Source organism: Brevundimonas subvibrioides (assembly GCF_027271155.1).
Classification (GTDB): domain Bacteria; phylum Pseudomonadota; class Alphaproteobacteria; order Caulobacterales; family Caulobacteraceae; genus Brevundimonas; species Brevundimonas subvibrioides_D.
Map to the genome: position 1 here is coordinate 88,038 of NZ_CP114542.1, position 24,263 is coordinate 112,300.

At 68.5% G+C, this 24,263-nt stretch carries 27 protein-coding genes; 13 read left to right on the forward strand and 14 right to left on the reverse strand.

Annotated elements, in window-relative coordinates; all coding sequences use genetic code 11:
- Nucleotides 1–15 precede the first annotated feature (15 nt).
- Nucleotides 16–1,134, reverse strand: coding sequence for an alanine dehydrogenase (gene ald, locus O3139_RS00465; RefSeq protein ID WP_269514933.1), 1,119 nt, complete (start codon nt 1,132–1,134; stop codon nt 16–18).
- Nucleotides 1,135–1,252: 118 nt separating this feature from the next.
- Between ald and O3139_RS00470 the strand changes: the two genes are divergently transcribed.
- A complete protein-coding gene (locus tag O3139_RS00470) occupies nt 1,253–1,729 on the forward strand; it encodes an Lrp/AsnC family transcriptional regulator (protein WP_269514934.1) in 477 nt (158 codons plus the stop codon).
- 31 nt (nt 1,730–1,760) lie between these two features.
- Here the strand turns inward: O3139_RS00470 and O3139_RS00475 are convergent, their stop codons facing one another.
- The 8 genes from O3139_RS00475 to O3139_RS00510 form a co-directional block, all read right to left on the reverse strand.
- Nucleotides 1,761–2,981, reverse strand: coding sequence for a DUF418 domain-containing protein (locus O3139_RS00475; RefSeq protein ID WP_269514935.1), 1,221 nt, complete (start codon nt 2,979–2,981; stop codon nt 1,761–1,763).
- Nucleotides 2,982–3,066: 85 nt separating this feature from the next.
- Nucleotides 3,067–3,282, reverse strand: a complete 216-nt coding sequence (locus O3139_RS00480) for a hypothetical protein (RefSeq protein WP_269514936.1) — start codon at nt 3,280–3,282, stop codon at nt 3,067–3,069.
- Complete coding sequence (locus tag O3139_RS00485) at nt 3,279–4,748, reverse strand: NAD-dependent succinate-semialdehyde dehydrogenase (RefSeq protein ID WP_269514937.1); 1,470 nt, start codon at nt 4,746–4,748, stop codon at nt 3,279–3,281. Before O3139_RS00485 ends, O3139_RS00480 begins: the two co-directional genes overlap by 4 nt.
- A gap of 173 nt (nt 4,749–4,921) precedes the next feature.
- Nucleotides 4,922–6,583, reverse strand: coding sequence for an MFS transporter (locus O3139_RS00490; RefSeq protein ID WP_269514938.1), 1,662 nt, complete (start codon nt 6,581–6,583; stop codon nt 4,922–4,924).
- Nucleotides 6,584–6,712: 129 nt separating this feature from the next.
- Nucleotides 6,713–6,850, reverse strand: coding sequence for an entericidin A/B family lipoprotein (locus O3139_RS00495; protein WP_269514939.1), 138 nt, complete (start codon nt 6,848–6,850; stop codon nt 6,713–6,715).
- Nucleotides 6,851–6,903: 53 nt separating this feature from the next.
- The gene (locus O3139_RS00500) at nt 6,904–8,736 is read right to left on the reverse strand and encodes a sensor histidine kinase (protein WP_332108843.1); all 1,833 of its coding nucleotides are present in this window, start codon (nt 8,734–8,736) and stop codon (nt 6,904–6,906) included.
- Nucleotides 8,737–8,740: 4 nt separating this feature from the next.
- Nucleotides 8,741–9,358 (reverse strand): sigma-70 family RNA polymerase sigma factor, encoded by a 618-nt coding sequence (locus tag O3139_RS00505; RefSeq protein WP_269514940.1) that lies wholly within the window; start codon nt 9,356–9,358, stop codon nt 8,741–8,743.
- Nucleotides 9,355–9,567, reverse strand: coding sequence for a NepR family anti-sigma factor (locus O3139_RS00510; RefSeq protein WP_269514941.1), 213 nt, complete (start codon nt 9,565–9,567; stop codon nt 9,355–9,357). Before O3139_RS00510 ends, O3139_RS00505 begins: the two co-directional genes overlap by 4 nt.
- A 230-nt stretch (nt 9,568–9,797) precedes the next feature.
- Here O3139_RS00510 and O3139_RS00515 point away from each other — a divergent pair, with 230 nt between their 5' ends.
- Nucleotides 9,798–10,592 (forward strand): response regulator, encoded by a 795-nt coding sequence (locus O3139_RS00515; RefSeq protein WP_269514942.1) that lies wholly within the window; start codon nt 9,798–9,800, stop codon nt 10,590–10,592.
- A 76-nt stretch (nt 10,593–10,668) separates the two neighbouring features.
- On the opposite strand, the gene O3139_RS00520 is transcribed toward O3139_RS00515, so the two are convergent.
- Nucleotides 10,669–10,977, reverse strand: a complete 309-nt coding sequence (locus O3139_RS00520; RefSeq protein WP_269514943.1) for a hypothetical protein — start codon at nt 10,975–10,977, stop codon at nt 10,669–10,671.
- Between the two features lie 324 nt (nt 10,978–11,301).
- Between O3139_RS00520 and O3139_RS00525 the strand changes: the two genes are divergently transcribed.
- Both O3139_RS00525 and O3139_RS00530 read left to right on the forward strand, forming a co-directional pair.
- Nucleotides 11,302–12,321, forward strand: coding sequence for an NADP-dependent oxidoreductase (locus O3139_RS00525; protein WP_269514944.1), 1,020 nt, complete (start codon nt 11,302–11,304; stop codon nt 12,319–12,321).
- Entirely contained in the window at nt 12,321–12,728 is a 408-nt protein-coding gene (locus O3139_RS00530; RefSeq protein ID WP_269514945.1) for a MaoC family dehydratase, read from the forward strand. Before O3139_RS00525 ends, O3139_RS00530 begins: the two co-directional genes overlap by 1 nt.
- Nucleotides 12,729–12,781: 53 nt before the next feature.
- Here O3139_RS00530 and O3139_RS00535 read toward each other — a convergent pair whose 3' ends face one another.
- Nucleotides 12,782–13,585 (reverse strand): SapC family protein, encoded by an 804-nt coding sequence (locus tag O3139_RS00535; RefSeq protein WP_269514946.1) that lies wholly within the window; start codon nt 13,583–13,585, stop codon nt 12,782–12,784.
- 137 nt (nt 13,586–13,722) lie between these two features.
- A complete protein-coding gene (locus O3139_RS00540) occupies nt 13,723–15,762 on the reverse strand; it encodes a TonB-dependent receptor (RefSeq protein ID WP_269514947.1) in 2,040 nt (679 codons plus the stop codon).
- 107 nt (nt 15,763–15,869) lie between these two features.
- Here O3139_RS00540 and O3139_RS00545 point away from each other — a divergent pair, with 107 nt between their 5' ends.
- On the forward strand, nt 15,870–16,355 hold the full coding sequence (locus O3139_RS00545) for a Fur family transcriptional regulator (protein ID WP_269514948.1): 486 nt from the start codon (nt 15,870–15,872) through the stop codon (nt 16,353–16,355).
- Nucleotides 16,356–16,401: 46 nt separating this feature from the next.
- Nucleotides 16,402–17,292, forward strand: coding sequence for an alpha/beta fold hydrolase (locus O3139_RS00550; protein ID WP_269514949.1), 891 nt, complete (start codon nt 16,402–16,404; stop codon nt 17,290–17,292).
- Here the strand turns inward: O3139_RS00550 and O3139_RS00555 are convergent, their stop codons facing one another.
- Entirely contained in the window at nt 17,293–17,637 is a 345-nt protein-coding gene (locus O3139_RS00555) for a hypothetical protein (RefSeq protein WP_269514950.1), read from the reverse strand.
- Nucleotides 17,638–17,748: 111 nt separating this feature from the next.
- On the opposite strand from O3139_RS00555, the gene O3139_RS00560 reads away from it, so the two are divergent.
- Nucleotides 17,749–18,513, forward strand: coding sequence for an electron transfer flavoprotein subunit beta/FixA family protein (locus O3139_RS00560; protein ID WP_269514951.1), 765 nt, complete (start codon nt 17,749–17,751; stop codon nt 18,511–18,513).
- The gene (locus O3139_RS00565) at nt 18,514–19,443 is read left to right on the forward strand and encodes an electron transfer flavoprotein subunit alpha/FixB family protein (RefSeq protein ID WP_269514952.1); all 930 of its coding nucleotides are present in this window, start codon (nt 18,514–18,516) and stop codon (nt 19,441–19,443) included. It abuts the gene before it with no gap.
- 69 nt (nt 19,444–19,512) lie between these two features.
- Here the strand turns inward: O3139_RS00565 and O3139_RS00570 are convergent, their stop codons facing one another.
- Nucleotides 19,513–20,271: an SDR family oxidoreductase gene (locus O3139_RS00570; RefSeq protein ID WP_269514953.1), complete on the reverse strand. Its 759-nt coding sequence runs from the start codon at nt 20,269–20,271 to the stop codon at nt 19,513–19,515.
- Between the two features lie 98 nt (nt 20,272–20,369).
- Here O3139_RS00570 and O3139_RS00575 point away from each other — a divergent pair, with 98 nt between their 5' ends.
- The 5 genes from O3139_RS00575 to O3139_RS00595 all read left to right on the forward strand — a co-directional run bounded on the left by O3139_RS00575 (nt 20,370) and on the right by O3139_RS00595 (nt 24,235).
- Entirely contained in the window at nt 20,370–20,657 is a 288-nt protein-coding gene (locus O3139_RS00575) for an autorepressor SdpR family transcription factor (protein WP_269514954.1), read from the forward strand.
- Nucleotides 20,654–21,022, forward strand: a complete 369-nt coding sequence (locus tag O3139_RS00580; protein ID WP_269514955.1) for an ammonium transporter — start codon at nt 20,654–20,656, stop codon at nt 21,020–21,022. Before O3139_RS00575 ends, O3139_RS00580 begins: the two co-directional genes overlap by 4 nt.
- Before the next feature lie 8 nt (nt 21,023–21,030).
- Nucleotides 21,031–21,309 (forward strand): DUF167 family protein, encoded by a 279-nt coding sequence (locus tag O3139_RS00585; protein WP_269514956.1) that lies wholly within the window; start codon nt 21,031–21,033, stop codon nt 21,307–21,309.
- Between the two features lie 83 nt (nt 21,310–21,392).
- Nucleotides 21,393–22,880: an amidohydrolase gene (locus tag O3139_RS00590; RefSeq protein ID WP_269514957.1), complete on the forward strand. Its 1,488-nt coding sequence runs from the start codon at nt 21,393–21,395 to the stop codon at nt 22,878–22,880.
- A complete protein-coding gene (locus tag O3139_RS00595; protein WP_269514958.1) occupies nt 22,880–24,235 on the forward strand; it encodes an amidohydrolase family protein in 1,356 nt (451 codons plus the stop codon). Before O3139_RS00590 ends, O3139_RS00595 begins: the two co-directional genes overlap by 1 nt.
- The last annotated feature ends 28 nt before the right edge of the window (nt 24,236–24,263 follow it).

Consider the following 24,263-nt stretch of genomic DNA (forward strand, 5'->3'; position numbering starts at 1 on the left):
CGGTGAAGCTGTGCCTCAGCCCTTGGCCCAGACGCCGAAGGGATCGGACCAGGACAGGCCCATGGCCTCGGCCACGGCGGGATAGGTGATCTCGCCCTTCAGCACATTCAGGCCGCGTGCCAGATGCGGGTCCTTCTTCAGCGCCTCCAGCCCGTGGTCGGCCAGGGCCAGGCCGAACGGCAGGGTGGCGTTGTTCAGGGCCTCGGACGAGGTGCGCGGGGCGGCGCCCGGCATGTTGGCGACGCAATAATGGACCACGCCGTCGACGGTGTAGGTCGGGTCCTCGTGAGTGGTGGCATGGCTGGTCTCGAAACAGCCGCCCTGGTCGATGGCGACGTCGACGAGCACCGAGCCCGGCTTCATGCGCTTCAGGTGGTCCTTCTTGATCAGCTTGGGGGCCTCGGCTCCGGGGACCAGGACCGCGCCGATGACCACGTCGGCCTTGACGATCTCCTCCTCGATCGCGCCGATCGAGGAATAGCGGGTGATGACGCGGCCGTTGGTGACCTCGTCGATATAGGCCATGCGCGGGATCGAGCGTTCCAGAACCACGACCTCGGCCCCCAGACCCATGGCCATGCGGGCCGCGTTCAGGCCGACGACGCCACCGCCCAGGACCAGCACGCGGGCCGGGGCCACGCCCGGGACGCCGCAGAACAGCAGGCCCATGCCGCCGTTGTGCTTCAGCAGGGTCTCGGCGGCGGAGAAGACGGCGATCCGTCCGGCGACCTCTGACATTGGGGCCAGCAGCGGCAGGCCGCCCCGCGCATCGGTGACGGTCTCATAGGCGACGGCGGCGCACCGGGAGGCCAAGAGGCCCCGGGTCTGCTCCGGATCGGGGGCCAGGTGCAGGTAGGTGTAGAGGATCTGGTCCTCGCGCAGCATCTCCCACTCGACCTTCTGGGGCTCCTTCACCTTCACGATCATGTCGTTGCCGGCAAAGACCGTCGGCGCATCGGCGACGATGGCGGCCCCGGCCCGCCGGAAATCCTCGTCGGTGAAGCCCGCGCCCAGGCCGGCTCCGGTCTCGACCGACACGGTGTGACCGTGGGCGACATATTCGCGGACGGCCGTGGGCGTCAGGCCGACGCGGTGCTCGTTCTTCTTGATTTCCCGGGGGACGCCGACACGCATGGGATTTCCTCGCCTCTGATGGGGTTGACCGGAAAATAGCGCCGGCCCGATCGCAGGTTCCTGTTCATTTCGATGGGTGATCGGCGTAAACTCGCAGAATATTGCGTCTGGAGCCGCCATGAAGACCGTTTCCGCCGTCACTCTGGACGCGACCGACAGAAAGATGCTTCGCGCCCTGCAGCAGGACGGCCGCATGAGCAATACCGATCTGGCCAAAGCGGTCGCCCTGTCGGAAAGCGCGTCCCTGCGCCGCCTGCGGGCGCTGGAGACCGCCGGGGTCATCAGCCGCTATGCCGCTATCATCAACGAAAGGGCCGTGGGTCTGCCGATCAGCGTGTTCGTGACCGTGACCCTGTCGTCCCAGGCCGAGAGCACCCTGACCGCCTTCGAGACCGCCATCGCCACGGTCCCCGAGGTGGTCGAATGCTATCTGATGACGGGGGGATCGGACTATCTGCTGCGGCTGGTGGTGCGCGACGTCGATGATCTGGAACGCGTCCACGCCAGATCGCTGACGACCATCCCCGGCGTGACGCGGGTGTCGTCCAGCGTGGCGATGCGGACGGTGGTCAAGCGCGGGGCCCTGCCGGTCTGACCCATGCCGATGCGGGCGGGCCCCGCCCTTCTCACCGGAAAAGGGGTTGCCACCGTCCATAGGTGGCCGAACGCCAGAGCCACTCCGCCGGACCGAAACGGAACAGCGCCAGCCACCAACGACTGATCACGATCTGGGCGGCGAAGACGACGAGGGCGAGCGCCAGGCAAAAGGTCGGTCCGGCATATTTCAGCCAGCCGAGACCGAGGCCGTAGAGCACAAACACAAAGACCAGACTCTGGCTCAGATAGTTGGTCAGCGCCATCTGACCGACGGACCCCAGGCCTGACAGCAGCCTGCGCCAGACCGCGGTCTGGCACAGGACGACGATCCCGGCGGCATACCCCAGCGCCAGGACCAGCTGGCTCGCCTCGTCCACCAGCGTCCGGGGAGTCTGGGCCCAGCGGGGAAGGCGAAGGCCGGCCAGTTCGAGGCCGGGGGCGACGGCGGCCAGACCCAAACCGATGAGCAGAAGCCACGGTGCGGCACGACGAAAGGCCGGGGCATACCGGGCGGTGTCCTGCATCCAGCCTTGCCGGAACAGCCAGCTGCCCAGCATGAACCGGCCGAGGACCGTGGCCAGGAAGGCGGGGCCGATGGCGGTCAGGTAGAACTCCCGGCCATTGGCGATCAGCAGTTCCCGAACCAGGGCACCATAGTCGTGGCCCATGAAGATCGGCCACCGACGGGCGATCCCGGCCGCCTGTTCGGTGATGAAGTCGGGTGGGCTGCCGCGCGGCGTGACGGCCACATACCAGGCGATGGCGGCCGTCATCGCGCCGAGGGCGAGGATGAGTCCCACGATCAGGAGCAGGGGGGACGGCCAGCGCCGCGTCAGCATCAGCGCCAGACCCATCAGCGCATAGGCATGCAGGATATCGCCCATCCACAGAAGGAACAGATGGGCCAGTCCGATGACCAGAAGGATCAGGACGCGACGCAGATAGAGGGCGCGCGCATCGACGCCCCTGGCCTCGGCCCTGTGGCTCAGTATGGCGAAGCCGAAACCGAACAGGATCGAGAACAGACACTGCGCCTTGCCCTGGGCCAGCCACTCTCCGACCAGCCCGATCCAGCGATCGACCGCGGCCGTCGGCAAGGCGGCCAGCACCGGTGTGGGGACAGTGAACTCCGCATTGGCGTTCAGATTCATCCACAGCACGCCGAACAGGGCGAGGCCGCGAATGATGTCGATCTCGCCGATCCGATCCGCCTGACGGGTCGGGATCGCCTTTATTGTGGCATCGGTCATGTCGTGTAGCCCCCTGAATCCAGTCGGCTATCATGCAAATCGGCGTTCGTCGATCAGTGACGGGGCGTTCTTGAGCCCCGGGCGGTCAGCGCCGCATGCGGCTGCGGATGACGGCCACGATCGCCAGGGCCAGCCAGACCGTCGCCATCAGAAACACCAGATCGCTGACCAGCTTCAGCGTCCCGTAGAGCGTCACCGTCTCGACCGACAGCGTGGTCGCCTCGGCCGCCAGCGCCGTCACTCCGCCCGACATCAGCAGGGCCACCGGCCAGACCAGGGGCTGGAACCGCCCCTGCCTCACGTCGGCGCGCCCTGCTTCAGCGCCAGGGTGACCTGTTTGATGTCGACGTATTCGTCGAGGCCATGGATCGACCCCTCGCGGCCATAGCCGGATTGCTTGACCCCGCCGAAGGGGGCGACGGCGGTCGAGAGGATGCCGGTGTTGATGCCGATCATGCCCGCCTCGATACGGCGGCCGATACGCATGGCGCGGTCCAGATCGCGGGTGAACAGATAGGAGGCCAGGCCGAACTCCGAATCGTTCGCCTTGCCCAGCGCCTCCGCCTCTGTCTCGAACGGGAAGACGGGAATCAGGGGACCGAACGTCTCCTCGTGGCGAAACAGTTCGTCGTCGCCGCCGAGGGTCACCGTCGGCTGGAAGAAGCGGCCGCCCAGCGCATGACGCGCCCCGCCGGTCAGGACCTGCCCACCCGAGGCCCGGACGCGCTTCAGGTGGTCCTCGACCTTGGCGATGGCCTTGTCCTCGATCAGCGGCCCGACCTTGACGCCGTCCTCGAAGGCCGGACCGACGGGAATCCTCGACACCGCCTCGGCGAGTTTCGACGCATAGGCCCCGGCGACCGAGGCCTGGACATAGATGCGGTTGGGACAGACGCAGGTCTGGCCGGCGTTGCGGAACTTGCCCCTGATGGTCTCGGCGACGGCGAGGTCGAGATCGGCGTCCTCGAACACGATCAGCGGCGCGGCCCCGCCCAGTTCCATCGAAACCCGCTTCAGCGTCGGGGCGCATTGTTCGGCCAGCTTGCGCCCGACCGGGGTCGAACCGGTGAAGGACAGTTTGCGGATCAGGGGCGAGGCCGTCAGGACGCCGCCGATGGTCGCCGCATCGCCGGTGACGACGCTGAGCGCGCCCCTGGGCAGCCCCGCCCTGTAGGCCAGTTCGGCCAGGGCAATGGCGGTGAAGGGGGTCTGGCTGGCCGGCTTGACCACGGCGGTGCAGCCCGCGGCGAAGGCGGGGCCGAGCTTGCGCGTCAGCATGGCGGCCGGGAAGTTCCAGGGCGTGATCAGGGCGCAGGGACCGACGGCCTCCCGGAAGGTCAGGATGACGTGGCCCAGAGGGCTGTCCTGGGTCTCTCCGATGATGCGTTCGGCCTCGCCCGCGAACCATGTGATGAAACTGTTGGCATAGGCGACCTCGCCCCTGGCCTCGTCGAGCGGCTTGCCGTTCTCCAGCGCCATCAGGGCCCCGAGACCCTCGGTGTTCTCGTCGATCAGCCGCGCCCAGTCCCGCAGGAACCGGGCGCGCGCGTGAGGGTCGGAGCGTGACCAGTCGGGGAAGGCATCGTGGGCGGCCTGGATCGCGCGCTCGACGTCGGGGACGCCGAGGTTCGGGATGTGGCCGATGATCTCGCCGGTCGCGGGGTCGTCGACGGCGATACCGTCCGCCCCGGCGGGGATCGCCTCTCCGGCGATGAAGGCGTGCTCGCGAAGGAGCTTCAGTCCGGCGTCACGGGCGGCGGTGTTCATTGTGTCATCCTGTTCTCCCTCCCCCGCAGGGGGAGGGTCGTCGCGAAGCGACGAGGTGGGGCGGGCAAGGCGATACAGACGGGGGCCTGCCTTGCCGCCCCCGCCCGGTCTCCGCTGCGCGTCGACCCCCCTCCCCCGAGGGGGAGGGAGAAGCCGTCGCCCGACCTAACGCCTCAGTCGCCGATCGTGTTCAGGTCGCGACCCCGGGTTTCGGGCAGGAAGATCAGGGCCACGACAGAGGCCACCGCCGTGAAGGCGACCGCGTACCACAGTCCGAAATAGATGTTACCTGACCAGGCCACGAGGGCGAAGCTGGCCGCGGGCAGCAGCCCCCCGACCCAGCCTGTGCCGACGTTGTAGGGCAGGCTCATGGCCGTATAGCGGACCCGCGTGGGGAACAGCTCGACCAGGGCCGCGGCCTGGGGGCCATAGACGGCGGTGGCCGCGACCATGAAGACCATCAGTATGCCGAAGACGGCCAGCATGTTCACGCCGGCGGCGTCGGCCCTGGCCGGATAGCCCGCCCCGGTGAGCGCGGCCTTGATCCGGGTTTCGACGTCGGTGCGGGCGGCCTTGAGGGCGGCGGCGTCCAGACCCGCGCCCTCGACCGAGGCGATTTCCACCGTGCCGATACGGACGGCGGCGAGAGATCCGGGGGCGGCCGCCAGGTTGTCATAGCTGACGCCCGCGTTCGACAGCACCGACTTGGCCAGGTCGCAGGATGAGGCGAAGGCCGTCTTGCCGACCGGATCGAACTGCACCGCGCAGGTGGCCGGGTCGGCGATCACGGTGACGGGCGAGGACGCCTGGGCCCGGGCCAGGGCCGGATTGGCGGCCTGGGTCAGGGCGTGGAAGCCGGGAAACACCGCCAGCAGGAACAGCGCCATGCCACCGACCATCACGGGCTTTCGCCCCACCCGGTCCGACAGCCAGCCGAAGAAGACGTACAGAAAGGCCGAGGCCACGGTTATGGCCAGAATGAGCTGATCGACCGTCGCCACCTCGACCTTCAGCACCCGCTCCATGAAGAAGCGGGTGTAGAAATAGCCTGCGTACCAGACGGCCCCTTGCGCGAACATGATGCCGACCAGGGCGATCAGGACGAACTTGCCGACCTTCCAGGTGCCGAAGCTCTCGCGGAACGGGGCCTGGCGTTCGGTGCTTTCGGCGACCATGCGCGTGAAGGCGGGGCTCTCGTGCAGCTTCAGCCGGATCCAGAGGCTGATCGCCAGAAGGAAGGCCGACAGCAGGAAGGGCACGCGCCAGCCCCATTCGTCGAAGGCCTCGGTCCCCAGGATGGCGCGGGTCACGAGGATGACGCTGAGCGCCATGATCAGGCCGATCGCGGCTGTGGTCTGGATCCAGCCGGTCAGGAAGCCGCGCTTCTTCGCGGGGGCGTGTTCGGCGACATAGATGGCCGCGCCGCCGTATTCGCCGCCCAGGGCGAACCCCTGAAGCACACGCATCAGCAGCAGCAGAATGGGCGCGACGATCCCGATCTGGCCGTAGTCGGGAAGCAGGCCGATCGCCACGGTCGCCACCCCCATCAGGGTGATGGTGACGAGGAAGGTCGTCTTGCGCCCGGTCCGGTCACCGAACCATCCGAACACCAGGGCCCCGAGCGGCCGAACGACGAAGCCGACGCCGAAGGTCAGCAGGGCCAGGATGTAGGAGGTCGCCTCGCCGACATCGGCATAGAAATGCCGGGCGATGATCGTGGTCAGCGATCCGAAGATGAAGAAGTCATACCATTCGAACGCCGTGCCGGCCGCCGAGGCCCCCACGACCGTCTTCAGGCCGGGCTCGCCCGCATCCTTCGTGGCCTGTTCGCTCATGTCGTCTCTTCCCGCAGGTGTCGTCTGGTGGACACCCTTCATTCCGATCTAGCGTCACCACCGGCCGCCGGACAAGCGAAAGCCCCGCCGGTAACCGACGGGGCCTTCGCCTTCGGGGAAGAATGTGGCCTAGTTCTTGGCGTCCTCTGCGGCACCCGTGACGGCCGCACCGGCGGCCTGGGTGTCGCGGCCGGCACCGGCGACGGTGTTGCAGGCGGCTGTGGTCAGTGCGGCGGCGGCAGCGACCAGAACGAAAATCTTGCGCATCGGAATACTCCTGAAAATCCGGGTCGGCGGGGACGGATCGCCGGTTCGCCAGATCAACGCCGCACGCGGGTCAGGGTTCCCGGCCGCACGACCGCATCGCTGCGTTCCAGATCCTGCGGGTCGGTGGGCTGGACGGCTTCGGGCGTGGCGAAGATCATGCGCGCGATCGTGCCCCCATCCGGTGCCGCGATCACCTCGGCCTCACCCCGAAGCTGCCGGGCGAAGGCCCCCATCAGGGTCCGGCCGACACCGGCCTTCGCCATGGCCTCCTGCGGTCCCGGTCCGTCGTCCTGGACCTCCAGCACACTGGTGTCGCCGTGGACCCGGAAACGGACCTGCAGCGCGCCGCCGCGACCGGCGAAGGCGTGCTTCTGCGCATTGGAGACCGCCTCGACCAGCCACAGGGCCAGCGGCGCCAGCTTGTCGGGGTCGACCACGAGACTGTCGGCGTCGATCGAACTGGTCACCACCGGGCCGCGACCGGATTCGGCGGCCACCAGCTGCCCCACCAGCTCATTGATGAAGTCGCGCGCGTCGGCGTGGCGGATGTCGTCGGACTGATAGAGCGTGCGATAGATCAGGGCGAGCGCCGAGATCCGCTGGCGGGTGTCGCCCAGGGCCACCCTGGCCGGTTCGTCCTTCAGCGAGCGCTGCTGCATCGACAGCAGGGATGAGATGATCTGCAGGTTGTTCTTCACCCGGTGATGGATCTCGCGCATCAGCGCGTCCTTTTCCTCCAGGCTTTCGGTCAGCGAGCCGTCGCGGATGGAAATCGCCTCCGCCAGACCGTCCAGGGTCGAGGCCAGCACGCGGATTTCCGAGGGGGCACTGGCGGCCTGAACCGGACGCACCGAATAACGGCCGCGGGCATACAGCGAGGCGATCCGCTCCAGATAATCCAGCCAGCGGATGACGATCCGCTCGGACACCAGCATGACCGCGGCGAAGGCCGTCAGCCACGCCGCCAGCGGCAGCAGGAGCACGCCGATCGGATTCAGCCGCGCCCAGGACAACAGGCCGGGCGACGGGGCCGACACCACGACATAGACATCGCGCCCGGCCAGGGCCGCACCGGCATAGTCGCGATGCTCGCCGGTCGCATCCCAGCCGTCGAAGGTGGCGGATTCGCCCCGCCGCGCCCGCTCGACCCAGCCGAGAAGCGACGCCCCGCGCTGCAGGTCGAAGGCCCGGGCATCTGTGGCGACCAGCACCTGACCCTCTTCGTCCGTCAGGGCGGCCTGGGCCCCGGCAGGCAGCGACCGGTCATTGGTGTCCGGCTGAAGATCCGCCAGGGGAAGAACCGCCGCCATGGCCCCGGCGAACACGCCGCGTGGCCGGTCCCAGCGCACGCCGACGATCAGGGCCGGCGTGGGGCTGATGTCGCGCGAGGCCCGGGCCACGGTCACGGGCTCGCCCTGCCGCAGCCGCCTGAACCAGGTGTCGTCGCCAAACCGGGCCGACTCCGTGGCTCCGGACAGACCACCGCCGCAGATCGCCGTTCCCGAGGTGCCGATACGATAGAGCGCCTGAAAGCCGTCGACGCGATCGACCAGGGACGACAGGCGCTCCGAACAGGCCGGACCGTTACCTTCGGGTGCCAGGGCGCCCAGCAACACGGTCGCGGTATCCAGCCTGGCCTTGGCGGTCATGGCCGCACGCCCGGCCGCCTGCTGCAGGTCTGCCTGTCGATCGACCGATTGCCGCCGGAACTCCGCCTGGGCCTGGACCGCGCCGAGGACGAGGATCGGCAGCAGGGCGATGGCCATGGCCAGACCCATCCGGAAGCGGATGCCCTGAAACCGGGGTGAACGGGTCAGGAACCGCTTCATCGAACGGGGCAGGCGAGACGAGCGACGCTGCCCCGCCGCAGGGCCGGTATCCGCCACCCGCCTAGGCCTGCCGCGCGCTGCTCAGGCGGTCCGCGTCGGCCAGAATGGAACGCATCGCATCGCCCGCCGGGCGCCCGTCGCGACCGTAACCGCCACGGTCCAGCGTGGCCTGCAGCGCCTTGCGGGCGCGACTGACCCGGCTCTTCACCGTACCGACCGCGCACTGGCAGATCTCGGCCGCCTCTTCATAGGCAAAGCCCCCGGCACCGACCAGGATCAGCGCCTCGCGCTGTTCTTCGGGCAGGGTGTTCAGCGCCTGACGCAGTTCGTCCAGGGCCACCGGTGCCTCCGGATCGTCCACCGCGACCAGGGTCCGCTCGGCGGCTTCCTGATCCAGCTGGGTCGAGCGCCACGACCGGCGCTTCTCGGAATAGAACTGGTTGCGCAGGATCATGAAGGTCCAGGCCTTCATATTGGTGCCCATCTGATAGCTGGCCCGCGCGTCCCACGCCTTCATCATCGCGTCCTGCGCCAGGTCGTCCGCCGCCGTCGGGTCGCCGGTCAGGGTCCGGGCGAAGGCGCGCAAATGCGGGATCAGCTGGACCAGCTCGCGCTTGAAGCCTTCGTCATCGGCGGAGGGGGGCTTGGGCGCGGTCGAGCGCGGGTTGCCCGCGCTCACGTCCTGTCTCCGCCGGCCTTGCGCTCGTCGGCCCGACGCAGGATCTCCAGGAACTCGTCGGGGACCGGCTCGTTGACCACCTCGTCGAACAGGTGCCGCAGCTTCACGCCGATGGCCTGCTGACGAAGGCGGGCCTCCTCCAGCGCGGAGTCTCCGGCGCCGGATTTGCCTGCGCGAGGCTTGCGCCCCTGGTCGGGTGTGTCGATCATGGAGTCCCGGTCGCCAATGTTGATCTCGATGGTGAAGGCGCGCCGATTGCCGCCGGCTTGTCGTTCTTCGACCCGTTGAACGTCGCGGGTTCACCCCGGTTCCGGGGTGACGGCATTTAATGGTCAAGCTGGCTTGTGTCACGGGAACCGTTGCAGCACCGATACGTTCTGCCCTTCACGCCCGCCCTGGAAACGGGGCGGAATCACTGATTTTGTCGGGGACCAACTGAATGAGCCTTCTGGCCAGACTCGCGCCGCATCTGCCCTATGTGCGCCGCTATGCGCGCGCCCTCACCGGCGACCAGGCGACAGGCGACAACTACGTCCGCGTCGCCCTGGAAGCCCTGGCCGCGGGCGAGCGCCAGCTGTCTCCGGACATGACGCCCCGCGTGGCCCTGTATCATGTGTTCCACGCCATCTGGTCCTCGACCGGCGCGCAGCTGGAGGATGGGAGCGGTCTGGACGTCAACGACGTCTCCAGCCGCCTGATGCGCATTGCCCCCAAATCGCGGCAGGCGTTCCTTCTGACGGCTCTGGAGGGCTTCACGCCTTCGGAAGCCGCGCAGATCCTGTCGGCCGACGCCCCGGGGGTCGAGCGCCTGATCGCCGACGCCCAGGCCGAGATCGATGCCGAACTGGCCACCGACGTCCTGATCATCGAGGACGAGGCGATCATCTCGGCCGATATCGAAAGTCTGGTGCGCGAACTGGGCCATACCGTCACCGCCACGGCGACGACGCATGACGAGGCGGTCGATGCCGTCGCCCGTCACCGTCCGGGTCTGGTCCTCGCCGACATCCAGCTGGCCGACGGCTCGTCGGGCATCGATGCGGTCAAGGACATCCTGAAGCGGTTCGACGTGCCGGTCATCTTCATCACCGCCTTCCCCGAGCGGCTGCTGACCGGCGAACGGCCCGAGCCGACCTTCCTGATCACCAAGCCTTTCCAGCCGGAAACGGTGAAGGCGGCGATCAGCCAGGCCCTGTTCTTCCATCCGGCACGCCAGACCCGGGAAGCCGCCTGACACCCGGTGACCTTGCCGACAGAAAAAGCCCCGCCGGTTCGCACCGGCGGGGCTTTTTTCGTTCCGCTCGCCCGGATCAGTCGGGTGTCGGGGCCGTGGGCTGACCGGTCGCCGTAGTGGGTGCATCCGGCGTCGGTGTGGTCGTGCCCTCGGATACGATGGCGGCCGCATCGACCGACGATTCGGCGCTGGTGTTGTCACCCCTGAAGGCCCCGCCGAGGAACAGGAACACGACGGCGAAGCCGACCACCGTCAGGACGATGGCAATGCCCATCTCGATCGAGATGCGGCGCCCGCCCCTGCCCTGCTTCGTATACTGCGCCTCCACCGGACGGCCTTCGTGCACGGCATCGGCGGCTTCGGAATGGGGATCGTGGTGGGACATGAAGGGCTCCGGCATCCTGGGGCAGATGAATCACGGGGATAACGCCGCCGAAGCGGCGCCGTTCCTGACCCGGTCGCCGGTCACCGGACGTGCAAAAAAAACCGGGAGACGCGGAACCCGATCGGCCCGACGCGATTATCATGGTGCGGAGGCGGCAACGCCCCCCCCACATGGATCGGCCTCGTGCCGGTCCCTGCTGCCTCCGCGCCTCATTCTCGATGATGCCACCTCAAAGGCGACCCTGACCGGGTCGCCTTTTTCTTTGGCCTGAAGGCCAGGCTGCGCCATGATGGGTCTGCAAAAGAAACCAACCGGGAGACGACCATGACCCTGATGAACCGACAGTGGGTGCTGCGCCAGCGGCCGCACGGGCTGGTGCAGGACGCCGATCTGGAACTGGTCTCCAGCCCGGTGCCGGAGCTGGGCGATGGTCAGGTCCTGATCCGCACCATCTATCTGTCCCTCGACCCGACCAACCGAACCTGGATGAACGATGCCGTCGGTTATCTTCCGCCGGTGGGCCTGGGCGACGTCATGCGCGGCCTGACCCTGGGCGTGGTCGAGCAGTCGCGCTCGCAGCGGTTCGCGGTGGGCGACATCGTCTCGACGGCCATGGGCGGCTGGGGCGACTACGGCGTGGTGGCCGACAGCGGCGTGTCGAAGGTCCACCGCGCGCCCGGCCTGCCGCTGACGGCGCATATGTCGGTCATGGGCATGACCGGCATGACCGCCTATTTCGGCGTCACGGACGTGCTGCGGCCCGGGCCCGGCCAGACCATGGTCGTCTCCGCCGCCGCCGGGGCCGTCGGCTCGATCGCCGGCCAGGTCGCCCGGGCTCGGGGCGCGCGCGTCATCGGCATCGCGGGCGGACCCGACAAATGCCGCTGGCTGGTCGACGAACTCGGCTTCGACGGGGCGGTCGACTACAAGAACGAGGACGTCGGCGAGGCGCTGGACCGGCTGTGCCCGGACGGCATCGACCTGAATTTCGAAAACGTCGGCGGCGACATCATGATCGCCGTCTGGAACCGTCTGAACCTCAGGGCCCGGATGGCCGTCTGCGGCATGGTCTCGGCCTACAACGCCACCAAACGCCCGCCGTCGCCGGATCTCAGCCGTCTGATCACACACCGGATGACGGTTCAGGGGTTCCTGGTGTCGGACTATACGCCACGCGCCCGGGAGATGGTCGCCGAGCTCGGGCCCTGGCTGGCGTCGGGCAAGGTCAAGTGGAAGGTCCATGTCGACCACGGCCTGGAGGGGGCCGTGACCTCGCTGAACCGGCTGTTCACGGGCGACCACGACGGCAAGCTGCTGGTCCGCGTCTCGGAAGAGCCCGCCTGATGGCCGATCCCCTGCACGTCCATTTCGAGGATCTGGAGATCGGGCAGGTCCTGCAACTCGGAGCCTGCGCGGTCGACGAGGCGGCCATCGACATGTTCGTGACCCATTTCGCGCCCGGCTGGGACCTGGCCTACGGCGCGCCCGACGCCCTGGTCTATGCGCTGTGGAGCCGGCTGCAGTCGGACAAGTCCGCGGGCTGGGCCCAGTCCAAGCTGCTGGCGGTGGACGGCCTGCGCTACATGCGCAATCCGCCTGCGGGCGAACTGCTTCGTGGCCGCATGACCGTGATGGGCAAGGATCCCGTCGGCGACGAAAAGGGAATCGTCATCGCCCAGCACGACCTGCTCGACGAGGGCGGCCGGCTGGTGTTCTCATGCCTGACGCGCGGGCTGTTCGTGCGGCGGTAGGCACAGCCTTCTCCCTCCCCCGAGGGGGAGGGAGAAACATCGTTCCTCGTGGCTCAGGCGTTCGCCGCGGTCGGCATTTCGGCCGCGCGCTGGAAGGCGAGGGCGATCAGCCGGTCCCAGCCCAGCAGCGACACCAGGTGGGCGTAGATCTGGCCCAGGGCGCCGTTGTCGCGCAGCTCGGCTAGCTTCTCGGGCGAAAGCGCCTTCAGCTTCTCTTCCGACACGGCGAAATAGTCCGCCAGCTTCTGCGGTTGTCCGGGGTTGCCCTTCTCGTCACGCGGCGTGAACACGGCCTCGCGGACATCGAACAGGTCGAGCTCGGTCAGCAGGGCGACGAAGCTGTCGGTGCGCTGACGCTCCTGCTCGAAGTTGTTGCAGAACTCCATGGCCTGGGTGACGTATTCGGTCGGCTGGCCGTTCTCGAACAGCGGGACCGATCCGCCTTCGGCGATGAACGGTGCGGCGCGATCGATGCACAGGATCAGACGGCTTTGCCCGGCATCGTTGGCGAACACGAACGGATAGCGGCGAACATAGGCGGGGATATAGGCCTCGGCACGGAAATCACCGGCCGGGCTGACATACAGGTTCTCGCCCTGCCGCAGGCCCATCACGGCGCACGGCTGCTTGGTCTCGCCCAGGAAGACGATCGGATAGGACAGGGCGCCCGGTGCGAACTCCGTCACGGTCATCGGCACGACGTGCGAAGCGCCGACGAAGGCATAGGGCTTTTCCACGGCGTTGACGCCCAGAGTGCCGTGCAGCTCGGCCGACAGCGGCTGCGGCTGCGAATAGAACAGGACGTTTCCGTCCAGCTGGGGCATCCCGTTCGGGGCGGGCGTGGTGGTGTCGGTCATGGACGCGGGCTCTGGAATTGCGGGAAGGCGCGCTTCTAGCCGAACACGCCGGTTCGGGCAAACGCGAGCGCACGGCCGACGCCGGATTCATCCGACAGGGCATTTTGCAACGCTGTTTTTCCCCGGGCGATCACGGTTCAGAACCGGTAGGCGAGGCCGATGCGCAGGTTGCGGCCCGGCAGGGGCGCGATGTCCTTCAGGAAGGAGACATGCTCGCGGGCCTCCGCATCGGTCAGATTGCGCGCCTCGGCGAAGACCGTGACATTGCGATCCGCGAGCGGGCGCCAGGCACCCGTCAGATTGACCAGGGTGTAACCGTCGGTGCCCGGTTCGAAGGCGGCGAGTTCGTTCTGCTGGCCGACATGGCGCACCTCCAGCCCCGCGTCGATCGCGGTCGAGGCATAGGCGATCCGGCCGGTGACCGAATAAGGCGGAATGCGCGCGGCCGGCCCCAGGTCGGTGTCGGCGTGCACATAGTCGGCCTGACCTTCCAGCGAGACCGTGCGGTCGCCGCTGGACCAGACGGCGTAGGAGCCCTGGGCCTCGAAGCCGTAAAAGTCGGCATCGGTCTGCACGAACCGGAAGACCGGAAAATCCTCGCCTCCGTCGGTGAAGATCGCGCCCGTGGGGCGCTCGTCGATGAAGCCGTCATAGCGTGAGCCGTAGACGTGAAGGTCGCCTTCGAATGCACCCGTCGCATAGTGGACCGTGGCCTCGAGCGTCGTGACCGTCTCGGTGTCCAGCGTCGGATCGCCCGTTTCGTAGGCCCCCGTGGCGACATGCAGGCCGTTGGCGAACAGCTCGACCTCGCCGGGCGCGCGTTCGTTGCGGGCCAGGCTCAGGGCCACAAACAGGCCGGGTGCCGGACGCGCGAAGGCGGCAATGGAGGCCGAGACGTTGTCGTATTCGCGTTCGACCTCGCGCGTTGTGCCCAGCGGCGTGGCCGTCAGGGTGCGGCGGTCGAAGCGCAGGCCGCCTTCGAATCCGGTCGCGCCCCGGTCATGGCGCTGGATCGCATAGACCCCCTGCTCCTCGATCCGGGTCGAGGGCACATAGGCCTCGGCCCCGATGGCGGAGAAATCGCGAGTCAGGGCCTGAACCCCGATCCCCCCGTTCCAGGCCCCCTTTTCGCCGATCGGCCGCTCCCGCTGGACCAGGTCGATGCGGCCTTCCTGACCGTCGGAGTTGAAGATCGTGCCCGGCTGGCCCGGTCCCTCGAACTCGGTGTGGGTGTATCGGGCATGGCCATAGTTGCCGCGCAGGGCAGAGAAGGGCCCGGCGTCGAAGCGGTATTCGCCGCGCACATCCTCGCGCGTCTGGTTCAGCCGGATGAAGACGTCGGGTTCGGCCACCGTGCCGTATTCGCTGTCGGTCTCCTTGTAGGCGGCGCCGATGAAGCCCTTTTCGCCGACATAGGCCGCGCCCCCGCCCCAGGTCTGAAGTTCCGTCGCGCTGTTGGGCTGGGTGTCGTTGTCGTCGCGCGCCACCCCGTCCGCCGTCGCCTTGCGCGCCGAGAGGGACGGCGAAGGGATGGCATAGTCGCCGGTCCGCCGATCCACGCCGTCGACATTGAATACGAACGGTCCGGCCCCGACGGTCAGACGCCCGAAGATCGAGCGCCCGTCGTCGACGCTGGAGGCCTGGGTCGAGATCACGCCGTCGACGCCACCGTCGGGCTGCTCGGTCGGCACCCGGTCGTCGATGATATTGACCACGCCGCCGATGGCTGATCCGCCATAGATCAGGGTCGAGGGGCCGCGGACGACCTCGATCCGGCTGGCCTCGGCCGGGTCGGTGGCGACCGCATGATCGGGCGAGACGGAGCTGGCATCGATCAGGCCGATCCCGTTCGTCAGAACCTGAACCCGCGGTCCCGACAGACCCCGGATCACCGGGCGGCTGGCCCCCGGCGCAAAACTGGTCGAGCGCAGGCCCGGCTGACTGGACAACAGGTCGCCGAGCGACTGGGCCGGTGCCACCGCCAGGGCCTGTTCGTCGACCACATCGGTGGCGATCACCGAGGCGCGCTGGCTGACGCCATAGGGCGCGGCCGTGACGATGACGTCATCGACCTGGTCCGTCTGGGGCCGGGACTGGGCCACGGCGACGCCAGTCAGGGCGGTCCAGGCGCTCGCCGCGGACAGCAGGATGCGAAGGGGCGGTGGGGCGATACGCATGACGACGGGTCCAGACATCGGAAACTGATTGAGTGTTATGAGATAACATCACGGATCGTCAAGTCGGGATGGTTGCGGTCAGCGCAGACCCGCCCTAGCTGTTGGTCATGGGTTCCTCCTGCGATCACGACCACGCACCGGGCGGCCTGTCGGCCGTCGAGGTCGGCCGTGCCCTGGATCTCGCCGAAAGCCGCTGCGTGGCGGGGGGCGAGCGGATGACCGCGCCGCGTCGGCGGGTGCTGGAGCTGCTGCTCGACGCGGGCGAGCCGGTGAAGGCCTATGATCTGATTGCCCGGTTCGGCACCGACGGCACGGCCGCCAAGCCGCCGACCGTCTATCGCGCGCTCGAGTTCCTGGAAAAACAGGGCATGGCCCACCGGATCGCCTCGATCAGCGCCTATGTCGCCTGTTCGGTGGGCGACCGCGCCCACGCCGCCGCCTTCCTGATCTGCGACTGCTGCGGGGCCACCGAAGAGGTCACGCCCCCCGAAGGCGAAGCCCTGCAGCAGGCAGCGACGGCCTCGGGATATCTGCTGGAACGGACGACGATCGAGGGCCATGGCCGCTGCCCGGCGTGCCGCGTCGCCGCATAGGCCCTTCCCGCTGGCGTCCACCCGCCGCGCCCCCTAAGTTCGGGTCATGGACGCCGCACGGCTCTTCCCGCCCCGTCGCCTCAGCGTTCCCATCGACAACCGGTGGGGCGGTGGAACCATGGCGGTGCTGGACTTCGGCGACCCGAAGCGACCGGTCGATCTGATCTTCAGCCACGCCAACGGCTTCAACGCCGTCACCTATCGCTCCATCCTGGCACCCCTGGCCTCGTCCCTGCGGATCCTCGCCCCGGACCTGCGCGGGCATGGCGGCACCCGCCTGCCGACAGGCATGGATGGACGGCGCGACTGGCACGACCACCGCGACGACCTGATCGCCTTGCTGGAGGCCTTCCCCGGTCCGCCCGTGGTCATGGCCGGTCATTCGATGGGGGGCACGTCCAGCCTCTTGGCGGCGGCAGAACGCCCCGACCGGGTATCACAGCTGGTGCTGTTCGATCCGGTCATCTGGGGCGGGCTGACGAACGTCCTGTTCCGCACGCCCCTGCTTCGTCGCTTCAGCGACCGCATTCCGCTGGTCAGGGCGGCCCGCCGACGCCGCGCGACCTTTGACAGCCGCGAACAGGCGCTGGCCGCCTATCGCGGACGAGGCGCGTTCAGGGGCTGGTCCGACGCCGTGCTGATCGACTACCTCGCCGATGGCCTGACACGGACGGACGACGGGTTCGCCCTCAGCTGCGCCCCGGCCTGGGAGGCGTCCAACTTCGTGTCCCAGGGCCACGACCCGTGGCGGGCGATGAGGACCTATCGCAAGCCCGTCCGCATCCTGAGGGCCGACACGGGCTCGATCACCCAGGTCCCGACCCACCCGCGCGGCCTGCCGCATGTCTCGGTCGAGACCGTGCCCGACACGGGCCACCTGTTTCCCATGACCCGGGCCGACGTGGTGCGCGACGCCCTGTTCGACGCGGCGGTCTGATCAGGCCTTGGGAAGCCTGGCCTCATAGGCCTTGCGGTCGCGCAGGATTGCGGCGGCGCGGGCCTCCCGCTCCTGCTTCAGACGATTTTCGATCGCCACCAGTTCGCGATTCTGCTGGGCCGAGGCCTCGGCGCGGCTGACGCCTTCGGCCCGCCCCGTGATGTCGGGCAGATAGATCGGCTGGACGCAGGTGCGCCCCTCCGCATACCACCAGCGACCGCTCTTCACGCAGGCGTCCTCGGGCTCGACATAGAACCGCTGCACGACGAACAGGCCCACCATCAGCAGGGCGAACAGGCCGAAGAACAGTCCGCCGATGCGGCGCGCGGTCAGGAAACGGTTCATCTCAAATCTTGTCCCGGTGCGACGCCCGATCACGCCGCGTTACATTGACAGGCCGGTTCGCCCGTTCCATTCCCTGCCGCAACATTCCGGCGATCCTATGGACAGGCAAACATGAAGGTTCTCGTCCCCGTCAAACGGGTGATCGACTATAACGTCAAGGCCCGCGTCAAGGCGGACCAGACCGGCGTCGACCTCGCCAACGTCAAGATGAGCATGAACCCCTTCGACGAAATCGCCGTCGAGGAGGCCGTCCGCCTGAAAGAGGGCAAGGACCATCACGCCGCCGGGACCGTCACCGAGATCGTGGTCGTCTCCATCGGCGTGCAACAGGCCCAGGAAACCATCCGCACGGCGCTGGCCATGGGGGCCGATCGCGGCATCCTGATCCAGTCCGATGCCGACCTGGAGCCGCTGGCCGTCGCCAAGCTGCTGGCCGCCGTCGTGGCCGAGGAGAAACCGGACCTGGTCCTGATGGGCAAGCAGTCGATCGACGGCGACAACAATGCGGTCGGCCAGATGCTGGCCGCCCTGCTGGACTGGCCCCAGGCCACCTTCGCCGCCAGGGTCGAGATCGGCGACGGCAAGGCCAGGGTCACCCGCGAGGTCGACGGCGGCAACCAGACCCTGTCGGCAGCCCTGCCGGCCGTCATCACCGTGGACCTGCGCCTGAACACCCCGCGCTATGCGTCCCTGCCCAACATCATGAAGGCCAAGAAGAAGGAGATCGCCATGAAGGCGGTCGCCGACTACGGCGTCGATACGGCCAACCGTCTGACCGTCCTCAAGGTCACCGCCCCGCCGGTCCGCTCGGCCGGGATCAAGGTCGCCGACGCCGCCGAACTCGTGTCCAAGCTCAAGACCGTGGGAGCCCTGTAAATGGCCGTTCTCGTCATCGCCGATCACGACGCCACCCAGGTCCGCGACACCACCCACAAGACCGTCACCGCCGCCCTGGCGCTGAGCCCCGACGTCGATGTTCTGGTCGTCGGCCAGGGATCGAAGGGCGTCGCCGATGCGGCCGCCAGGATCGCGGGCGTGCGCAAGGTGCTGCTGGCCGAGAGCGGCGAGCTGGGCCACACCCTGGCCGAAGCCGTCACCGCCACCGTTGTGCCGCTGATGTCCGGCTATGACGCCGTGCTGTCGCCGGCGACCATGGACGGCAAGAACTTCATGCCGCGCATCGCCGCCAAACTGGACGTCGCGCCGATCTCGGACATCGTCGAGGTCGTGGCGGGCGACACCTTCATCCGTCCGATCTATGCCGGCAATGCGCTGGAGACCGTGCAGTCCTCGGACGGCAAGAAGGTCATCACCGTGCGCCCGACCGCCTTCACCCCGGCGGCCGAAGGCGGGTCGGCCCCCGTCGAGACCGTCACCGGCACCGATGCGGGCAAGGCCGGTTTCGTCGGCGAGGAACTGGTCAAGTCCGACCGTCCCGAGCTGGGCGCGGCGAAAATCGTCGTCTCCGGCGGTCGCGCCCTGGGCTCGGCCGAGGAGTTCCACGCCGTGATCGAGCCCCTGGCCGACCGGCTGGGCGCGGCCGTCGGAGCCTCGCGCGCGGCGGTCGACGCCGGCTACGCGCCGAACGACTATCAGGTCGGCCAGACCGGCAAGGTCGTGGCCCCCGGCCTCTACATCGCCGTGGGCATCTCGGGGGCCATCCAGCACCTGGCGGGGATGAAGGACTCCAAGGTCATCGTCGCCATCAACAAGGACGCCGATGCCCCGATCTTCCAGGTCGCGGACTACGGCATCGTTGGCGACTACAAGACCATCGTCCCGGAGCTGATGGCCGCCCTGGGCTGACCCTGCGACCCGGGCTTGGAACGGGGGCGCGGTGCCGACGGGCCCGCGCCCTTTTCGTTGGACGTGGTGTCAGGGCACCGGGCGGGCAGGCCCGAACGGCCATCCACCGGAGAAGTCGATCACCGCTCCCGTCAGGAAGCGTGTGCGGACCGTGGCGAGGAAGGCGATCACCTCGCCGATCTCCTCGGGCTCGGCCAGCCGGCCTACCGGAACGTTCTGCCGGACATAGGCCCGGCCCTCCCCGGACTCGCGAAACAGCGCTCGCGGATAATAGGCCTCGCTGTAGAGGAAGTTGGGCGCGAGGGCGTTCACCACGATCCCGTCCGCGGCGCAGTCGACGGCCAGCGACCGCACCATGGCGTTGGCTGCGGCCCGGGCGGCATCGGGAAAGGCCCCGCCGGACAGGGGCAGGCGCGTACGGTTGGACGTGATCACGACGATATTGGCGTCGCCCCGGGCCCGCAGATGCGGCAGGGCGGTCTGGATGAGTCTGAACGGCCATTCGACCAGCCGGGCGAGATTGTCCTGCAGCGCCGCCGCGGGGGCCGTGTCGGGCCTGTGGGCCACGGCAGGGAAGTGGTCATTGCTCACGATCACCTGAAGTCCGGGCGCGCGGCGGAGCGTGTCCGCGACGACTTCCTCCGGCTCGGCGGCCACGACAGGCTCGAGATGGGGCCTTCCGGCGCGGTACCGGGCCCATGTCTCGTCGTCGGCAAAGCCGCCGTCGTGGGCGAAGACCTGAAATCCGGCCTCCAGCAGGGCGGCCACGGCGGGCGGCCCGGCATAGCCGGCGGCATGGGTCACAAGGGCGCAGGGTCGGTCGCTCATGTCGGCAGGGTCGCGCCATTGCGATCCTGACGCAACGGCACGAGCCGGGGCCGCTTGACTCATTTCGACGTTTAGCTAAATGTCGATTCGTGAGCCAGGTGTTCAGAGCCCTTTCCGATCCGACCCGTCGCCGGGTGCTTCAGCTGCTCCGTCAGGGGCCGATGACGGCCGGCGAACTCAGCGACCGCTTCGATGTCTCCAAGCCGACCATGTCGGCGCATTTCGCGGTGCTGAAGGAGGCCGATCTGGTCCACGCCGAAAAAGCCGGAAAGACGGTCGTCTATCACCTGAAGCTCTCCGTGCTCGAAGAGGCCCTGCTGGGTTTCGTCCATTCGTTCGGCCTCGACGCACAGACGCCGACGCCCAAAGAGGAGCCTGTGAAATGAACAAGGACCTGATCAACAGCCTGGCCTGGGGCGGCGGCGTCGTCGTTCTCGCGCTGTGCGCCAGCCTCGCCCGCCATCAGGGTTACATCGACCAGGACACGACGCTGCGCATCGTCCTGGGCGGGACCGGGCTGATGATCGTCTCCTTCGGCAATCGCATCCCCAAGACCTTCACCCCCGGTGCCGGTGCGCGGAAGGCCCAGCGCGTCGCCGGCTGGTCCATGGTGCTCAGCGGCCTGATCTATGCCGGAGCGTTCGTCTTCGCACCGCTCTCGACGGCGGTCCTGATCGGATGCGGTGCCGTGATCGCGGGGATCGCCGTCACCTTCGGCTACTGCCTGTCACTGAGGGCCCGGGCCATCTGATCCCGTCCATGGCACGCCTCGCCGTCAATCTGACCCCCGGAGCCTCGGCAGACCGCATCGACGGCTGGGACGTGGATGTCGACGGGCGGCCGGTCCTGAAGGTCCGGGTGCGCGCCCGGCCGGTGGAGGGACAGGCCAACGCGGCCCTGATCCTGCTGCTGGCGAAATCGCTCGGGGTGCCACGCTCGACCCTGTCGCTGATGCGGGGCGGACAATCGCGCCTGAAAATGATCGAGGTCGAAGGCATCAAGGATGCGGACCTCAGAGCGAACCTTACAGGAATGTAATGTTTCCGCCTTTGACGGACGGCCTGGGACGCCCTTGTAATCCCGGCTCGTTCGGTGCCGTCGGCATCACAGGGGAGCGTTCCATGATCCGTCACGCCTTGCGGGGCCCCAGCCTCGCCGTCGTCGCCTGCGCGCTGGCGCTTTCCGCCTGCGCCACCACCGGGGACGGGGCCGCCGCGCCCGACGGATCGGACCAGGCCGGAGCCCCGGCCGAGCGGACCATGGCCGCAGGCCTGGACTATGCCACCAACCCCGATCCCTACCCCTCCACCTATCAGCCCCTGCCGCGCGAGAATATCGCCATCGTCGGCGGGACGGTGCTGACCGGGACCGACCGGAAGATCGAGAACGGCGTCGTCCTGGTCGCGGACGGCAAGGTCGAGGCCGTGGGTCCGGCCTCGACCCCCGTACCCGCCGGTTACCGCGTCGTCGACGCCCGCGGCCGCTATGTGACGCCCGGCATCATCGATGTGCACTCGCACCTCGGCGTCTATCCCTCGCCCGGCGTGACCGGCATGAGCGACGGCAATGAGGCGACCAGCCCGAACACCGCCCAGGTCTGGGCCGAACACTCGATCTGGCCCCAGGACCCCGGTTTCAACACCGCCCGCGCCGGCGGCGTCACCACGCTGCAGATCCTGCCCGGATCGGCCAATCTGTTCGGTGGCCGCTCGGTGACGGTCCGCAACATCCCGTCGATCTCCATGCAGGGCATGAAGTTCCCGGGCGCGCCCTATGGCGTGAAGATGGCCTGCGGCGAGAACCCCAGCCGCGTCTATGGCACCCGCAACCAGTCGCCCGCGACCGGCATGGGCAATGTCGCCGGCTATCGCGCCGCCTTCATCGCCGCCCAGGACTACCGCGAGAAATGGGACAAATGGCGCGAGACGGGCGAGGGCTCGCCGCCGACCCGCAACCTGCAGAACGAGACCCTGGCCGGGGTGCTGGATGGCTCCATCCTGGTCCAGAACCACTGCTACCGCGCCGACGAGATGATGGTGATGCTCGATATCGCCAGGGAGTTCGGCTACCGGATCACAGCCTTCCACCACGCCATCGAGGCCTACAAGATCGCGCCGCAGCTGGCCGCGGCTGGCGTCTGCGCTGACATGTGGACCGGCTGGTGGGGCTTCAAGATGGAGGCCCTGGACGGGATCGAGGCGAACGCCGCCCTGGTCGATGCGCCCGAGGGCTCCTGCGCCGTCATCCACTCCGACGACGCCCAGCTGACCCAGAGACTGAACCAGGAGGCCGCCGCCGCCCTGGCCGCCGGCCGCAATGCGGGCCTGGACATCTCCGAGGAACACGCCATCAGCTGGATCACCTCCAATGCCGCCCGCTCCATCGGTATCGGCGACGAGACCGGGTCGCTGGAGGCCGGCAAACGCGGCGACGTCGTGATCTGGAGCGCCAATCCGTTCAGCGTCTATGCCCGCGCCGATCAGGTCTTCATCGACGGGGCGCTCACGTTCGACCGTTTCGACCCCCGCTACCAGCCCGTGTCCGACTTCGAGCTGGGCCAGCCGGGCTTCGGCCTGACCGCCGCCACCGTGAACGAGGGAGCCCGCTGATGCGCCGTTTCGCACTGATCTCGCTGACGGCGCTGGCCCTGTCGGCCATGCCCGCCCTCGCCCAGGAACTGACCGCCATCACCGGCGGCCGGGTCCTGACCGGCACCTCGATCATCGAGAACGGCACCGTCGTCATCCAGAACGGCCGCGTCGTCTCGGTCGGCACCGGGGCGGCGCCCTCAGGGGCCCGCGTCATCGACGCGCGCGGCAAGGTCGTCGCGCCCGGCTTCGTCGCCGTGGATGCCGGGCTGGGAGCCTCCGAAATCTCGTCGGTGGACGGGTCCGACGACCTGTCGAACAGCGCCAACACCATCTCGGCCTCGTTCGACGTCAGCTATGGCCTCGATCCGTGGTCCTTCACCCTGCCCGTCGCGCGTCTGGGCGGCATCACCCGCGCCATCGTGGTGCCGAACCATGCGGGGTCGGGCGGCGGCGGCCTGCATCAGGACGATGGCGAGGCCGCCTTCGCGGGCGCAGGCGACGGCGGCTACCAGACGCCCGGCCTGTTTGCCGGCACGGCCTCGATCATCCACCTGGCCGCCGGAAGCGACATCCTGGTCAAGCCGCGCGTGGCCATGGTCGCGCCGTTCGGAGAGGCGGGGGCCGGTATCGCCGGCGGCGCGCGCGGGGCCCAGTTCGTCCAGTTCCGGGAAACCCTGGCCGAAGTTCGTCTCTATGCCCGCAACAAGGCCGCCTACGACCGCGCGGGCGTGCGCGATCTCAGCCTGTCCCGCGCCGACCTCGAGGCCCTGATCCCGGTCGCGAACGGCGACATGCCCCTGATCGTGACCGTGCGCCGCGCGGCCGACATCCTGCAGGTGCTGCGCCTCGCCGACGAGGAGGGGGTCAAGGTCATCCTGGACGGCGCCGACGAGGGCTGGCTGGTCGCCGCGCAGATCGCCGCGGCCGGCGTGCCCGTCCTGCTGAACCCGATCGACAACCTGCCGGGCAGTATCGAGACCCGCGCCTCCCGCATGGAAAACGCCGCCGCCCTGAACGCCGCGGGCGTCGTCATCGCCATCAAGGGCAATGGCGTCCACCGCGCGCGCGAGGCCCGCTACAACGCCGGCAATGCGGTCTCCCACGGCCTGCCGTTCGAGTCCGCGATCGCCGCCCTGACCGTCAACCCGGCCCGCATCTTCGGCATGGGCGGCCAGTTCGGCGAACTGCGCGCCGGGGCCGCCGCCGATGTGGTGGTCTGGTCCGGGGACCCGCTGGAACCCCTGTCCTCGGTCACCGCCGAGTTCATCAATGGCCAGGAACAGTCCCTGACCAGCCGCCAGATCCTGCTGCGCGACCGTTATCGGAACGGCGGTCGGATCGATGGTGGCATGCCGGTGGCTTACGGACAGTAGGAACAAGGGGCCCCTCTCCCTCCGGGAG

Excerpts from the sequence above, each read along its gene's own strand:
- O3139_RS00520 (WP_269514943.1), bottom strand. The coding sequence starts at position 10,977 with ATGTCCCACCACGATCCCCATTCCGAAGCCGCCGATGCCGTGCACGAA.
- O3139_RS00555 (WP_269514950.1), bottom strand. The coding sequence starts at position 17,637 with ATGAACCGTTTCCTGACCGCGCGCCGCATCGGCGGACTGTTCTTCGGC.
- O3139_RS00515 (WP_269514942.1), top strand. The coding sequence starts at position 9,798 with ATGAGCCTTCTGGCCAGACTCGCGCCGCATCTGCCCTATGTGCGCCGC.
- O3139_RS00550 (WP_269514949.1), top strand. The coding sequence starts at position 16,402 with ATGGACGCCGCACGGCTCTTCCCGCCCCGTCGCCTCAGCGTTCCCATC.
- O3139_RS00590 (WP_269514957.1), top strand. The coding sequence starts at position 21,393 with ATGATCCGTCACGCCTTGCGGGGCCCCAGCCTCGCCGTCGTCGCCTGC.
- O3139_RS00570 (WP_269514953.1), bottom strand. The coding sequence starts at position 20,271 with ATGAGCGACCGACCCTGCGCCCTTGTGACCCATGCCGCCGGCTATGCC.
- O3139_RS00510 (WP_269514941.1), bottom strand. The coding sequence starts at position 9,567 with ATGATCGACACACCCGACCAGGGGCGCAAGCCTCGCGCAGGCAAATCC.
- O3139_RS00495 (WP_269514939.1), bottom strand. The coding sequence starts at position 6,850 with ATGCGCAAGATTTTCGTTCTGGTCGCTGCCGCCGCCGCACTGACCACA.
- O3139_RS00530 (WP_269514945.1), top strand. The coding sequence starts at position 12,321 with ATGGCCGATCCCCTGCACGTCCATTTCGAGGATCTGGAGATCGGGCAG.
- O3139_RS00490 (WP_269514938.1), bottom strand. The coding sequence starts at position 6,583 with ATGAGCGAACAGGCCACGAAGGATGCGGGCGAGCCCGGCCTGAAGACG.
- ald (WP_269514933.1), bottom strand. The coding sequence starts at position 1,134 with ATGCGTGTCGGCGTCCCCCGGGAAATCAAGAAGAACGAGCACCGCGTC.
- O3139_RS00595 (WP_269514958.1), top strand. The coding sequence starts at position 22,880 with ATGCGCCGTTTCGCACTGATCTCGCTGACGGCGCTGGCCCTGTCGGCC.
- O3139_RS00585 (WP_269514956.1), top strand. The coding sequence starts at position 21,031 with ATGGCACGCCTCGCCGTCAATCTGACCCCCGGAGCCTCGGCAGACCGC.
- O3139_RS00475 (WP_269514935.1), bottom strand. The coding sequence starts at position 2,981 with ATGACCGATGCCACAATAAAGGCGATCCCGACCCGTCAGGCGGATCGG.
- O3139_RS00580 (WP_269514955.1), top strand. The coding sequence starts at position 20,654 with ATGAACAAGGACCTGATCAACAGCCTGGCCTGGGGCGGCGGCGTCGTC.
- O3139_RS00545 (WP_269514948.1), top strand. The coding sequence starts at position 15,870 with ATGGGTTCCTCCTGCGATCACGACCACGCACCGGGCGGCCTGTCGGCC.
- O3139_RS00470 (WP_269514934.1), top strand. The coding sequence starts at position 1,253 with ATGAAGACCGTTTCCGCCGTCACTCTGGACGCGACCGACAGAAAGATG.
- O3139_RS00565 (WP_269514952.1), top strand. The coding sequence starts at position 18,514 with ATGGCCGTTCTCGTCATCGCCGATCACGACGCCACCCAGGTCCGCGAC.
- O3139_RS00525 (WP_269514944.1), top strand. The coding sequence starts at position 11,302 with ATGACCCTGATGAACCGACAGTGGGTGCTGCGCCAGCGGCCGCACGGG.
- O3139_RS00485 (WP_269514937.1), bottom strand. The coding sequence starts at position 4,748 with ATGAACACCGCCGCCCGTGACGCCGGACTGAAGCTCCTTCGCGAGCAC.
- O3139_RS00540 (WP_269514947.1), bottom strand. The coding sequence starts at position 15,762 with ATGCGTATCGCCCCACCGCCCCTTCGCATCCTGCTGTCCGCGGCGAGC.
- O3139_RS00560 (WP_269514951.1), top strand. The coding sequence starts at position 17,749 with ATGAAGGTTCTCGTCCCCGTCAAACGGGTGATCGACTATAACGTCAAG.
- O3139_RS00535 (WP_269514946.1), bottom strand. The coding sequence starts at position 13,585 with ATGACCGACACCACCACGCCCGCCCCGAACGGGATGCCCCAGCTGGAC.